The 12,263-nt window shown below is 69.5% G+C and carries 9 protein-coding genes; 4 read left to right on the forward strand and 5 right to left on the reverse strand.

Annotated features, from left to right (window positions below; translation table 11 throughout):
• Nucleotides 1–51: 51 nt before the first annotated feature.
• Complete coding sequence (locus DAA40_RS06550; protein ID WP_106848830.1) at nucleotides 52–1,149, reverse strand: PIN domain-containing protein; 1,098 nt, start codon at nucleotides 1,147–1,149, stop codon at nucleotides 52–54.
• Nucleotides 1,150–1,193: 44 nt separating this feature from the next.
• Nucleotides 1,194–2,066 carry an alpha/beta fold hydrolase gene (locus DAA40_RS06555; RefSeq protein ID WP_106848831.1) on the reverse strand — a complete coding sequence of 291 codons (873 nt, stop codon included), beginning with the start codon at nucleotides 2,064–2,066 and terminating at the stop codon, nucleotides 1,194–1,196.
• Nucleotides 2,067–2,275: 209 nt separating this feature from the next.
• Between DAA40_RS06555 and DAA40_RS06560 the strand changes: the two genes are divergently transcribed.
• The 3 genes from DAA40_RS06560 to DAA40_RS06570 all read left to right on the forward strand — a co-directional run bounded on the left by DAA40_RS06560 (nucleotide 2,276) and on the right by DAA40_RS06570 (nucleotide 7,673).
• Nucleotides 2,276–5,986 carry a heterodisulfide reductase-related iron-sulfur binding cluster gene (locus DAA40_RS06560; protein ID WP_106848832.1) on the forward strand — a complete coding sequence of 1,237 codons (3,711 nt, stop codon included), beginning with the start codon at nucleotides 2,276–2,278 and terminating at the stop codon, nucleotides 5,984–5,986.
• Between the two features lie 111 nt (nucleotides 5,987–6,097).
• The gene (locus tag DAA40_RS06565) at nucleotides 6,098–6,646 is read left to right on the forward strand and encodes a gamma carbonic anhydrase family protein (protein ID WP_106848833.1); all 549 of its coding nucleotides are present in this window, start codon (nucleotides 6,098–6,100) and stop codon (nucleotides 6,644–6,646) included.
• A 175-nt stretch (nucleotides 6,647–6,821) separates the two neighbouring features.
• Nucleotides 6,822–7,673 (forward strand): exodeoxyribonuclease III, encoded by an 852-nt coding sequence (locus DAA40_RS06570; RefSeq protein ID WP_106848834.1) that lies wholly within the window; start codon nucleotides 6,822–6,824, stop codon nucleotides 7,671–7,673.
• 168 nt (nucleotides 7,674–7,841) lie between these two features.
• Here the strand turns inward: DAA40_RS06570 and DAA40_RS06575 are convergent, their stop codons facing one another.
• The 3 genes from DAA40_RS06575 to dcd all read right to left on the reverse strand — a co-directional run bounded on the left by DAA40_RS06575 (nucleotide 7,842) and on the right by dcd (nucleotide 10,832).
• Entirely contained in the window at nucleotides 7,842–9,602 is a 1,761-nt protein-coding gene (locus tag DAA40_RS06575) for an NAD-binding protein (RefSeq protein ID WP_106848835.1), read from the reverse strand.
• Between the two features lie 6 nt (nucleotides 9,603–9,608).
• Nucleotides 9,609–9,995, reverse strand: coding sequence for a DUF6394 family protein (locus tag DAA40_RS06580; RefSeq protein ID WP_106848836.1), 387 nt, complete (start codon nucleotides 9,993–9,995; stop codon nucleotides 9,609–9,611).
• A 255-nt stretch (nucleotides 9,996–10,250) separates the two neighbouring features.
• Complete coding sequence (gene dcd, locus DAA40_RS06585; protein ID WP_106848837.1) at nucleotides 10,251–10,832, reverse strand: dCTP deaminase; 582 nt, start codon at nucleotides 10,830–10,832, stop codon at nucleotides 10,251–10,253.
• Nucleotides 10,833–11,092: 260 nt separating this feature from the next.
• On the opposite strand from dcd, the gene DAA40_RS06590 reads away from it, so the two are divergent.
• Nucleotides 11,093–12,250 carry an NUDIX domain-containing protein gene (locus DAA40_RS06590; RefSeq protein WP_199849549.1) on the forward strand — a complete coding sequence of 386 codons (1,158 nt, stop codon included), beginning with the start codon at nucleotides 11,093–11,095 and terminating at the stop codon, nucleotides 12,248–12,250.
• The last annotated feature ends 13 nt before the right edge of the window (nucleotides 12,251–12,263 follow it).

Genomic DNA, 12,263 nt, shown 5'->3' on the forward strand with positions numbered 1-12,263 from the left:
ACGACCGTAAAACACCCGACGAGCGCGAAATACCCGACGAACGGGAATGGGTCAGGTGGCGCGCAGGCGGTAGCCGTCGTCCTCTCGCTCGAGCTCGACCAGCCCGGCGGTCTGGGCGGCCTTGCAGAACTGCAGGAATGACCCGTAACCCAGGGTCTTCTCCGAGAAGTCCGCGTCCCGCTGCCGCATGAGGTCCTTCAGGCCCGACAGCGGCGCGCCGTCCCCGTCGTGCGCGGCCACCGTCTCGCGGAGCAGCGCGAAGGCCACGCTGCGCTCACCCGCCTCCGGCAGCGTGACCTCAGGGTCGCCCCGCGACGGGCCTTGGTCGAGTTCGATGACCTCGCGCTCGGCGAGGTGCGCGAGCAGCTCGCCGAAGGCGCGGAAGCCGTAGCTCGCCTCGCTGAAGGTCGGATCCTTGCGCAGCAGGGTCCGCTTGAGCACCGATGCAGTCACCGGCCCTCCCGAGGTCCGCTGCAGGCCGCCGACGGACTGTGCCACGAAGGCAGCCAGATCGGCGCGGCTCCCGTCGGTCGCGATCGCCACGTCGTCGTCCGGCCCGCCGCCCGGTTCACTGCCGAGCGCCTCGTTCGTGGGCTCAGCCGGAGGGCTCGCGGCGGGGTTCTTCTGCCGGGACCCGCCGCCCCCTGGAGATCGCGACGTCCTCGTCCCGGGCGGCTCCACCCCTTCGAGGTCGTCGTAGAACAGGAACTCGTCGCAGGCCGGTGGTAGCAGCGCCGAGGTCGACTGTCGGACGCCGAAGCCGATGACCCGCTTGTTCAGCGCGCGCAGCTTGTCGACCAGCGGCGTGAAGTCGCTGTCGCCGGTCAGCACCGCGAAGGTGGTGATGTACCCGCGTTCGAAGGCCAGCTCGATCGCATCCACCGCCATCTTGATGTCGGCGGCGTTCTTGCGGACCGCGCCCATCCGCTGCGGGATCTCGATCAGCTCGACATGGTTGCGGGTGAGCATCCGGCGGTCGTCGTCGAAGTACGACCAGTCGGCGTAGGCGCGGCGGACGACGACCCGACCACGTTCGGCGAGCGCGTCCGCCACCGGCTTGAGGTCGAACCCTCCCCCGAGGTGATCGCGCGCACCGAGCGCGAGATTCTCATAGTCCACGAACAGGGCGATCCGGTCCTCGTCATCCACGTGGCGAGGGTACTCCCGGGGTCCGCAGGTCCGTCCTCACGGCCTCAGTCGCGTAAGAACTCGACGATCCGCTTGCTGACCACCTCGGGCTGCTCGTTGACCAGGAAATGACCGGCCCCTTCGACATGCTCGCAGAAGGAGCCTTCCCCGAACGCACCGGTGATCCTCGCCAGCAGCCCCGCGTCGACCGCGATGCAGCCGTCCTCGACTCCGTGCAGGTACAGCCCCGGCTGGCGGGCCGGCTTCGGCGGCACCGGCGTCTCGGTCCGGCGGGGTGCACCGAGCCGGTAGGCGCCGAAGGTCGAGCGGTAGTACCCGATCGCAGCGGTGACGTGATCGGGGGTGGCCAGCGCGCGGCGGACGTCCACGAGCGCCTCGGTGGGGTCGTACGACGGGGACCAGTCGCGCCACAACGACTCCAGGAAGGCGTACTCACGCGACGACACCACCTTCTCGGCGATGCCGAGCTGGAACAGCCACATGTAGAACGAGCGCTTCAACTGCTCGTAGGTCATCAGGTTTTGGGTGAAGTACGGCGGCGGCGGGACGCTCATCACCACCGTCTTGGCCCATCGGTCCGGGTGGGCGATGGCGGCGGCGTACGACGCGGAGGCCCCCCAGTCGTGGCCGATGATCACGGCGTCCGGGCCGCCCCCGAGCGCCTCGTGCAGCGCGGCCGCGTCGGCGACCAGGGCCGGTACCGAGTAATCCTCGTCGGCGGCGATCGAGGTGGGTGCGTATCCGCGCATCCAGGGCGCGACGGCGTGGTAGCCGGCCTCCGCGAGCGCCTCCAGCAGGGGCACGAACGAGACGGGCGTGTCTGGAAACCCGTGCAGCACGAGGGCAAGTGGGCCGCTGCCGCGCTCGAGGCAGGCGAAGTCGAGGCCGTTGGCAGATAGGTGCAGGTCAGGCTTCATGACTCGACGCTAGAGGCCGAGCGGCCATTCGGTCCAGCCCGGGCCCGCGGACTAACAGAGCACGCCGGGCGGGCACCAACGAGGACCGTCGACGTCGTGGCGGCGCAGCGAGACCAAATCGTATTCGGATCCATCGAGATAGCGCCCCGCGGCCCGCTCACCGGAACTTCACTCGGAGTATTCTCGACCCGGAACCCGAGAGGACCGTGATGACCGTCTTTAACTGGATCCTGTTCGTCGTGGCAGTGGCCTTCACGCTCACCGCGCTTGCGCTGTTTGTGCGCAAGGCGTTGAGCGTGTGGAAGGTCTTCAAGGCCGGCCAGCCCGATGGCACCCGCAGCAACGACAAGGGCCAGCGCGCCGTGACGACTCTCAAGGAGTCGTTCATCCACACGCGCATGCTGAAGTGGAACCTGGTGGGCCTGGCGCACTGGGCGGTCTACCTCGGGTTCTTCGGCCTGTTTTTCACCCTGGTCGAGGCGTACGGCGAGGCGTTGGATCCCGACTTCGAGCTGCCGCTCATCGGCCACTGGACGCCGTTCGGCCTGGTGATGGAGATCCTGTCGGTCGGCACTGTGGTCGGCATCCTCGTCCTCACCGTCATCCGGCAGCTCAACCACCCGCGCGACCCCAAGCGCAAGTCCCGCTTCTCCGGTTCCACGTTCTGGCAGGCCTACCTGGTCGAGGCCCTGGTCTTCACGATCGGCTTCTGCATCCTGCTGATCCGCTCGTTCAAGGTCGTACGCACCAACGTCTCGGGCGATGAGTACTTCCCGGTCTGGGCCGCGCCGGTCACCCACGCGCTCGCCAGCCTGTGGGAGTCGCTCGGCGTGACCTGGTCGGCCGCCGGCGTCCTGCTCAGCCTCGTGGCATTCGTGAAGATCATGGCGTCCTGGACCTTCTTCTTCACCCTGGCGATGGTGCCCACGATGGGTGTGGGCTGGCACCGGCTGTGGGCCTTCTTCAACATCTTCTTCAAGCGCAACTCGGACGGCGCTACCGCGCTGGGCGCGGCCCGTCCGATGATGAGCGACGGCAAGGAGCTCGAGCTCGAGGAGGCCGATCCTGAGAAGGACCTCTTCGGCGTATCGCAGGTCGAGCACTTCACGTGGAAGGGTCTGCTCGACTTCTCCACCTGCACCGAGTGTGGTCGGTGCCAGTCGCAGTGCCCTGCTTGGAACACCGGCAAGCCGCTGTCGCCCAAGCTGCTGGTCATGGGGCTGCGCGATCACTCGCACGCCCTGGCGCCGTACCTGCAGGCCGGTGGACGGCGTGATGGCATGGGCGAGGAGATCGGCAACCCCAACGCGCTCGAGGGCGTAAACGCGCTCGCGCTCGCGGCACACGAGCGTCCGCTGGTCGGCACCGCCGAGGAGAACGGCGTCATCGACCCCGACGTCCTGTGGTCCTGCACCACCTGCGGCGCGTGCGTCGAGCAGTGCCCAGTCGACATCGAGCACGTCGACCACATCATCGACATGCGGCGCTACCAGGTGCTGATCGAGTCGGCCTTCCCGTCCGAGGCCGGAGTGATGCTCAAGAACCTCGAGGGCAAGGGCAACCCGTGGGGCCTGGCCTCGAATGCCCGCGACGAGTGGATGACGGGCCTGGACTTCGAGGTCCGCAAGATCGAGGGCGAAATCCCTGAGGACGTCGAGTACCTGTTCTGGGTGGGCTGCGCCGGTGCACTCGAGGACCGCTCCAAGAAGGTCACCAAGGCTGTCGCCGAGCTGCTCGACCTGGCCGGTGTCTCCTTCGGCGTCCTCGGCTCGGGCGAGACCTGCACCGGTGACCCGGCCCGCCGCCTCGGCAACGAGATGGTCTTCCAGGGCCTCGCTCAGCAGAACGTCGAGGTACTCAACGGTGTGTTCGAGAACCGCAGGGAGGGCACCCGCAAGATCGTCGCGACCTGCCCGCACTGCTTCAATTCGCTGGCCAACGAGTACCCGCAGCTCGGCGGCGTCTACGAGGTCGTGCACCACACCCAGCTGCTGGGCCATCTGGTCGAGACCGGCCGCCTGACCCCGGTCACCTCGATCGACAGCAAGGTCACCTACCACGACCCCTGCTACCTCGGCCGCCACAACAAGGTCTACACCCCGCCGCGCGAGGTGCTGGCCGGCGTCCCGGGCATCCGCACCGAGGAGATGCACCGCTGCAAGGACCGCGGCTTCTGCTGCGGCGCCGGCGGCGCCCGCATGTGGATGGAGGAGCGGATCGGCAAGCGGATCAACGTCGAGCGGGTCGACGAGGCCGTCTCGCTCGATCCGGACATCGTCTCGACGGCGTGCCCGTTCTGCATCACGATGCTGACCGACGCGATCACCGCGAAGAAGCAGGCCGGCGAGGTCCGCGAGGAGGTCGAGGTCCTGGACGTCGCGCAGATCATGCAGCGCTCGATGAAGGGCGCCGACAAGCGGGAGGTCGCCCCGGTGGGCGCGGTCGCGGTAACCGGCGTCCAGGAGTCGTCGGTACGCTTCGCGGAGGCGGTGCGCAACGCGAGCGCCGCGGCGGCAGTCGCTCCGGCCGCTACAGCGGTCGCTGTCGCCGAGCCGCAGGCCGCGGAGGAGGAGGCGCCTGCTGCAACCGCGTCGGTCGCGGCACCGGAGGCTCCCCCTGCCAAGCAGGCACCGGCGGAGAAGTCGACATCCGGCGGATACTCCTCCGGCGGCAAGGCCGGCGGATACTCCTCCGGCGGCAAGGCCGGCGGATACTCCTCCGGCGGCAAGGCCGGCGGATACTCCTCCGGCGGCAAGGCCGGCGGGTACTCCTCCGGCGGCAAGGCGACGGCGTACTCGTCGGGTGGTGGCAAGCGGTCGCAGCCGGATGGCGACGCGGCCGAGATCGCCGCCGAGGAGAAGGCCGCCCAGGCCGCCGAGCAGGCACCTGCCGAGTCGGCGGAGAAGCCGAAGGCGAAGGGCTCGTACGGGTCGGGCGGGGCCAAGGGCTCCTACGGCTCGGGCGGCGGCAACCTGGCGAAGTACTCGAAGAAGGCAGCCGCGGCACCCAAGGACGAGGCGCCGGCCGAGGCGACGGGTGCAACCGCTGCTGGTGCCGAGAAGGCCACCGCCGAGGCGCCCGCAGCCGAGGCGCCCGCTACCGAGGCGAAGGCTGCTCCGAAGGGGTCCTACGGCTCGAGCAACAAGGGCAGCTACGGCAACTCGAACCTGTCGAAGTACTCGAAGAAGGCCGCTCCGGCCGCCGCGGCCCCGGCCGAGGCACCGGCTGACGCGTCGGCCGAGACACCGGCTGCGGAGTCCCCCGAGACCGAGGCTCCCGTGGCAGAGGCTCCGGCTGCCGAGGCACCGGGCACCGAGCAGGCCGACGCTGAGACCCCCGCGGCCGAGGCGAAGGCGGACCTTGCGGACGAGGCACCGAGGGCAGCTGCTTCGGCAGCACCGGCGGCGCCGTCCCTGCCGAAGTCCAACGTCAAGGGCAGCTACGGCAACTCGGACCTCTCGAAGTACCAGCGCAAGGCCCCGGCCCCGGCTGCTGCACCGGCGGACACATCCGCCGAGGCGTCAGCTGAGGCACCGGCAGACACGGCCGCCCAGGTGCCGACCGAGATGGCGACCGCGGATACGCAGCCAGCGGAGGCACCCGCCTCGCAGGCGCCGCAGGACGAGGCTCCGGAAACCGAGACCGAGGCTCCGGCTGAGGTTCCAGCCGAGCAGGGCCCACGCCATGCGGCTCCCGAGGAGCAGGCTGACGAGCCACAGTCCGGTGCGCCTGAGGAGTCCTACGCCGCCGATGCCACCGGGCCGGACGAATCGGCGAGCGCGCCCCCCGCTGACCACCAGGCGCCCGCGTCCGCCTCGATGGCGGCGAAGCCCGCGGCCGCACCCAGCAAGCGCGCAGGCTCCGGCCCGGACGGGAGCTACCAGGGCAGCATCAAGGGCAGCTACTCCTCCAAGGGCTAGCAAGCACCGCAACCGATGGGGCTGGGATCCGGCAGAGATGCCGCATCCCAGCCCCATCCGGTTCTCGATCGCCGCGGGCGCTTTCCCAGGCGGCAGTGCGAGAATCAAGGAATGGCTGAGAACATCTACCGGATCGACGCCGGCACCCCCGAGATCGACAAGACCGCGTTCATCGCCCCGACCGCGGTCGTGGTCGGCAAGGTGAAGATGGGGTCGCAGTCCTCGCTGTGGCACTGCGCGGCGATCCGCGGCGACACCTCGCAGATCACGATCGGCGAGAAGACGAACATCCAAGACTGCTCGGCCTGCCATGCCGATCCCGACTTCCCGCTGACCGTAGGCGCGCGGGTGTCGGTCGGGCACAACGTCGTCCTGCACGGCTGCACGATCGAGGACGACGTCCTGGTCGGCATGAGCAGCACGATCATGAACGGGGCGGTCGTGGGCACCGGTTCCATCATCGGGGCCGGCGCCCTGGTCACCCAGGGCACGCAGATCCCGCCGAACTCTCTCGTCGTCGGCTCACCCGCGAAGGTGGTTCGCGAGACGACGGACGCCGAGCGCGCCGCGATCAAGCGCAACTGGGAGGTCTACGCGGCTCGTCTCGACATGCACGCCGCCGCGGTGCGCGTCGACCGCGACGGCAACGAGGTCTCCTAGCCCCGAGCGAGCGCATGTCGCACGCGATCTGGACGATCGGGCACTGGAGCTGTCCGGAAGCGACCGTGCTGCTCACCAGAGCTTCAAGACCTACCCCGCCTCGTGATCGGAGTGAACGCACCCGATTGAGCTCCGACGTCCCCTCCTGCCCGGGGCGGCTGATTACGGTGGTGGCGTGAGGATCGCGACCTGGAACGTCAACTCGGTCAAGCAGCGCGTCGACCGGCTATTGCCCTGGCTCGACGAGCGCGCCCCGGACGTCGTCTGTCTGCAGGAGCTGAAGGTGACCGACGAGGCCTTTCACCACCTGCTCGGCGACGCGCTGGCCGCGCGCGGGTACCAGGTCGCGGTGCACGGGCAGCCTTCGTGGAACGGCGTGGCGATTCTGTCCCGGGTCGGGCTTACCGACATCGTCGCCGGGCTGCCCGGTGGTCCCGGGTTCCCCGATCAGGAGGCGCGGCTGGTGTCGGCGACCTGCGGCGGCATCGCCGTCCGGTCGGTCTATGTCCCCAACGGCCGCGTGCCGGACTCGGAGCACTACCGGTACAAGCTCGAATGGCTGGAGACACTGCACGAGTTGGTCGCTGCCGGCCCCGCCGACCAGGTGGTCTGCGGTGATGTGAACATCGCGCCGGCCGATCAGGACGTCTTCGACCCGGCCGCGTACGTCGGACAGACGCACGTCACCGCACCCGAACGCGCGGCCCTGCAGCGGCTGCACGACACCGGTCTGCGGGACGTCGTCCGCGATCGGTGGCCGGAGCAGCGGATCTTCACCTACTGGGACTATCGCGCGGGCATGTTTCACAAGGATCTCGGCATGCGGATCGACCTCGTGCTCGCCTCGGATCCGGTGGCGGAGCGGGTCCGCGCCGCGTGGGTGGATCGTCAGGCACGCAAGGGGAAGGGCCCCAGCGACCATGCGCCGGTCATCGTCGACCTGGACGAGGCACCGGACGGCGACATCGGCCCGGTGGTGCCGCCACCGTCGCGTATCGCCAAGACGGGCCGCATCCCGCAGGCCTGAGCGGCCATCGCGCCGCCCGGACGAAAGTTGCGAGGGCCGCACCCGACAATCTCGGGCGCGAACCTGTCGGAGACGATGGTGCCGACGAACACTTGGGCGCCGCCGGACTTCTCCACGGCGTCAGGGTGCTCATCCGCGACGCTGGAGCGCTGATCCGGTGCGCCGAAGCTAGCGCGCAGAGCCGTCGGGCGAGCCGGAGGTGCGTCGCAGAATGCGGAACAACCAGGTCTGCGGGACGGTGCGACCGGTCGCCGAGTACTCGACCGTGGAGTCGTAGAAGAGCGTCGCGCCGAGCGCGCGCAGCGCCGAGCGTCGGGTCAACACCAGCAGGCTGTCGCCGGGCTCGAGAAGCGTCTCGACGTCCGGATCGAAGATGAACTCCTCGCCCCGCACCAGCGCCGCGACGTACATCCGCAGCGGGCGGTCGCGATCGTCGGGGTCGCTGATCAGCTGGGCGATCGTGAGCGGGTGGCCCCGCCGCAGCCACCGGTGCACGGCCGGCGCGCCCACCGCGCTCAGGTCGATCCGCTCCTTCTCGGGTGTGCTGGTGCCGCAGTCCCGGATGATCTCCGTCAGCCGCGCGGCCGCCCACTCGTCCGACTGGCCTAGCGCATACTCGATGAACCGCCACGACAAAGGCGTCACGACCCGGGCGAGCGTCTCCTGCGCGACCAGGCTCGTGGGCACGTAGACCGAGTCGAAACCGAATGCGTCGACCAGCGGCGCATTGCTCGTGTGGCTCTGCCGGACGGCGAGGAAGAGTTCTGGATGCTCGTGCCGGGCGTGCGCGGCCAGCGCGAGGTTGACCGCGTCGTCCGGCGTCCCCGCCACCATCCCGACCGCGCCGGTGGTCACCGGATCGCCGTGGTCCGGGCCGATCAGCTCGACGTCGAGCCCGGCGATCTCGAGGTCGTGCTTGAGCTCCTCGCCGAACTCTCCTGTGGCGACGACGATCCAGCGGCCATCCGGTACCTCCTTGCGCGGCGGGGTGATCTCGGTGCCGACCGGACTCATCAGCCACTGCGCCAGCCGAAAGGTCTCCGGCTGGCGGATCGCCAGCAGAAGGTAGGCGCCGTACCGGTCCTGCGGGTTGATCACGGCATCCGCCGCGAAGTGGTGCATCCGCTCCTCCACCGTGCGGTTGCTGCATCGCGCGACGATCGGGACGTCGGGACGCAGCAGATGCCCGCTCATCACCACGGCGAGGTTCGCATTGTCGTCATCGGTGAGTGCCAGGACGCCAGCGCAGTAGGGGTGGTCCAGACCGGCGAGCCCGAGCACTGCGGGGATGCGGACGTCGGCCTCCAAGCCCGGCGCGTCGTGGCCGAGCGCGGCGCCGGCGAGCCGGTCGAGCTTGGTGTGCTGGTGATCGACGACGACGAACCGGCGGTCCGCCTCGTCCAGCACCTTCGCCACGGCGCGGCCGGCGCCGCCGTACCCCGCGACGATGAGGAATGGCTCGGCGAACCGCCGCACCCGCCGACGGAAGCGCTGGGTCGCGATCGCCTCCCGGAAGGCCGGGTCCTGCAGCAGCGCGAACATGGTGCCGATGCTGTAGGCCCAGGCCGTAACCGAGGCGAAGATCGATGCCGTCATCCACATGCGCTGCGGAATCGTGAACGCGTACGGGACCTCACCAAACCCGATCGTCGTGGCTGTATAGCTCATGACGTAGAACGAGTCGAACAAGCTCAGGCGCGCCGGGTTGCCCTCGGCGTCCACCCCGGGGATCAGGCTCAGCCCGGACACCGCGACAGAGAAGACCAGCACGATCAGGATCAGCGGGCCGCGCATCCGCCGCAGCACCAGGAAGATCGCGTCCGTGGACGGCAGCTGGTTGGGGATCGGCGTCGGGACCCGCCGCAGGTTGCGGCCGCGCTTGCGCACCCACGGGCGGGTGGTGGCCAGCAGCAGCAACGGGTTCGGCACGAGCGGCTACCGGCGGCGATAGGAGACCGTCTCGGTGATCAGCAGGATCACCGAGACCAGGTTGGCCAGCAACGCGCCGCCGGACAGCGAGACGACGCTGGACATTGCCGCCGCGTCGTGTCCGTGCGTCGAGACCTGATCGGCGTAGACCCACACGACCACCGCCGCGATCAACTGCAGGTCGGCGACCAAGCTGGTCGCGAGATGAATCGCGCCCATCTGCGTGCGGTCGCCGAACTTCAGCACCGTCACGATCAGGCTGACCGCCACAGCGGCGTACAGCTCGTAGACGTTGTGGACGCGAGCATCCGTCATGTCGCCGATGAAGAATCCGAAGTTCAACGTGGCGGCCAGCAGCACGAAGAACCCGAAGACGACCTTTTCAAGGTTCACAGGATGAACCCTAAACCCGATGCCACCGTGGAGGCGACGAAGCTGCGCCGGCGGGTGTCGGGCGGACGTTCGGACGTGATCGGGCGGTGCCGGTGCCGGCTACGGATTGATCGCGTGGCTGTGCTGGCCGTCGTAGATCTCGTGCTGGAGACCATGAAGTGCGGGTGGCTGGCGCGCATCGGGGAGCGACCGCCCGCCTCGCGGGTCAGGGCGCGCCGGGAGAAGGTGTCTCAGCCGCAGGGCCGGAGTGCTGGATCAGCCGCCGGTGGGCCAGGTGCGCCAGTTGCGGAAGGAGCGGGACGGGGTGGGGCCACGCTGGCCCTGGTAGCGCGAGCCGTAGACCTCCGAGCCGTAGGGGTGCTCGGCGGGGCTGGAGAGCTGGAAGACGCACAGCTGGCCGATCTTCATGCCCGGCCACAACGTGATCGGCAGGTTGGCCATGTTCGACAGCTCGAGGGTGATGTGCCCCGAGAACCCGGGGTCGATGAACCCCGCGGTCGAGTGCGTGAGCAGGCCGAGGCGCCCCAGGCTGGACTTGCCCTCGAGCCGGCTGGCGATGTCGTCCGACAGGCTGATGACCTCGAGCGTCGACCCGAGCACGAACTCGCCCGGATGCAGCACGAACGGGTCGCCGTCCTGCACCTCGACCGGGCTGGTCAGGTCGTCCTGCTGCTTCGCCGGGTCGATGTGCGTGTACTGCTGGTTGTTGAACACGCGGAAGAAGCGGTCGAGCCGGACGTCGATGCTTGAGGGCTGCAGCAGCGACTCGTCGAAGGGGTCGATGCCCAGATCCCCGGTGTCGATGCGGGCGCGCAGGTCGCGGTCAGACAGCAGCATGCGTGCAGCCTATCTGCCGGTCCGGGCCAGGTGCCGTGACCCCGTAATCCAGCGGATAGACGGTGGCCGTGCGCGGGTCTACGGGCCCGGCAGCGGGCAGTATCCGGCACGGTCCAGCCTGAGTGAGCCTTCAATTCTCAACTCTTCCAGATGCCGCTCCCGGCGTCCTGGCTCGCCTGTTGCGCGGCATGTCAAGACGCTGCCGGCTCCGGCGGGCCGTCGTCCACCATTCGGTTAGCCGGCGTCGGTACCGTAGGCGGGTGCCCATCGCCGAGCAGCTCGTCGTCGCGGTCGCACTCATGCGCCACGGCGAGGTGCTCGCCGCGCGCCGCTCCTACCCGCCCGAGGTGGCCGGTCAGTGGGAGCTGCCCGGCGGCAAGGTCGATGAGGGCGAGAGCGTGGCGGACGCCGCCGTCCGGGAGGTCGAGGAGGAGCTCGGGGTCGCGATCTCGGTCGGCGAGCTGCTGCAGGCCTCGTCGCTGGTGCGTCCGGGGCTGCGGCTCGTGGCGACCTGGGCCGAGTTGGTTGACCCTGCTGCGCGGCCGGTCGCCCACGAGCACGACGAGCTGCGGTGGCTCGGCCCCGAGGAGCTGGACGAGGGCGCATGGATCACCGCCGACCGGGGCTTCCTTCCCGAGCTGCGCGCGCGGCTGCTCGACGGCGAGCAGCTCGCCGGCGGCGCCACCGAGGGCGCAGTGCGGATTGGCGGGACGGTGCGCCGTCCGACCGGACCGTGGACACCGGTGGTGCACGAGCTGCTCGCCCATCTGCGCGATACCGCGCTCGCTCCCGATGTCCTCGGGTTCGACGAGTGCGGACGAGAGGTGCTCACCTATCTCCCGGGCGGGACGGTGCGCCCGGACGATGAGATGGTCAGCGACGAGGCGGTCGCGTCCTGCGGACGGGCACTGCGTGAGCTGCACGATCAGATGGCCACCTTCCGGCCGGACGGCGTGCGCCGCTGGCGGTACGGCGTCCGCGTTCTGCGACCGGGCGAGGTGGTGTGCCACAACGACCCCGGCCTCTACAACTGGGCGTTCGACGGCGACCGCGCGGTCGGGTTGTTCGACTGGGACATGGCCGGTCCCGGCGACCCGAGGGACGATCTCGGATTCCTTGCGTGGACGGCGATCCCTCTCTACCGAGAGCTCGCCCCGGTCAGGGTCGCGCACCGGCTCGTCCGACTGGCCGAGGCCTACGGCGGGGTCGATCCTCACGAGCTCCTGCTCGTCGCACGGCGTCGGATGCGGCTCGCAACGGAGCGGATCGCAGCGGGCATTGGGCGCGGTGACGAGGGGATGGCGAACCTGCAACAAGTCGGAGAGCCACGGCGGACCGTCGGCCGGCTTGCGTTCCTGGAATCGCGTCTGGGAACGATCACCGCCGCGCTTGACGCGCACACTCGTCGACGTGATTAGGTGGGCGCAGACA

Origin of the sequence: Blastococcus sp. Marseille-P5729, assembly GCF_900292035.1 — a bacterium.
Classification (GTDB): Bacteria; Actinomycetota; Actinomycetes; order Mycobacteriales; family Antricoccaceae; genus Cumulibacter.

What these genes read in the sequence shown, in the direction of transcription:
- dcd (WP_106848837.1), bottom strand. Translation starts at nt 10,832, where the DNA reads ATGCTGCTGTCTGACCGCGACCTGCGCGCCCGCATCGACACCGGGGAT.
- DAA40_RS06555 (WP_106848831.1), bottom strand. Translation starts at nt 2,066, where the DNA reads ATGAAGCCTGACCTGCACCTATCTGCCAACGGCCTCGACTTCGCCTGC.
- DAA40_RS06560 (WP_106848832.1), top strand. Translation starts at nt 2,276, where the DNA reads ATGACCGTCTTTAACTGGATCCTGTTCGTCGTGGCAGTGGCCTTCACG.
- DAA40_RS06565 (WP_106848833.1), top strand. Translation starts at nt 6,098, where the DNA reads ATGGCTGAGAACATCTACCGGATCGACGCCGGCACCCCCGAGATCGAC.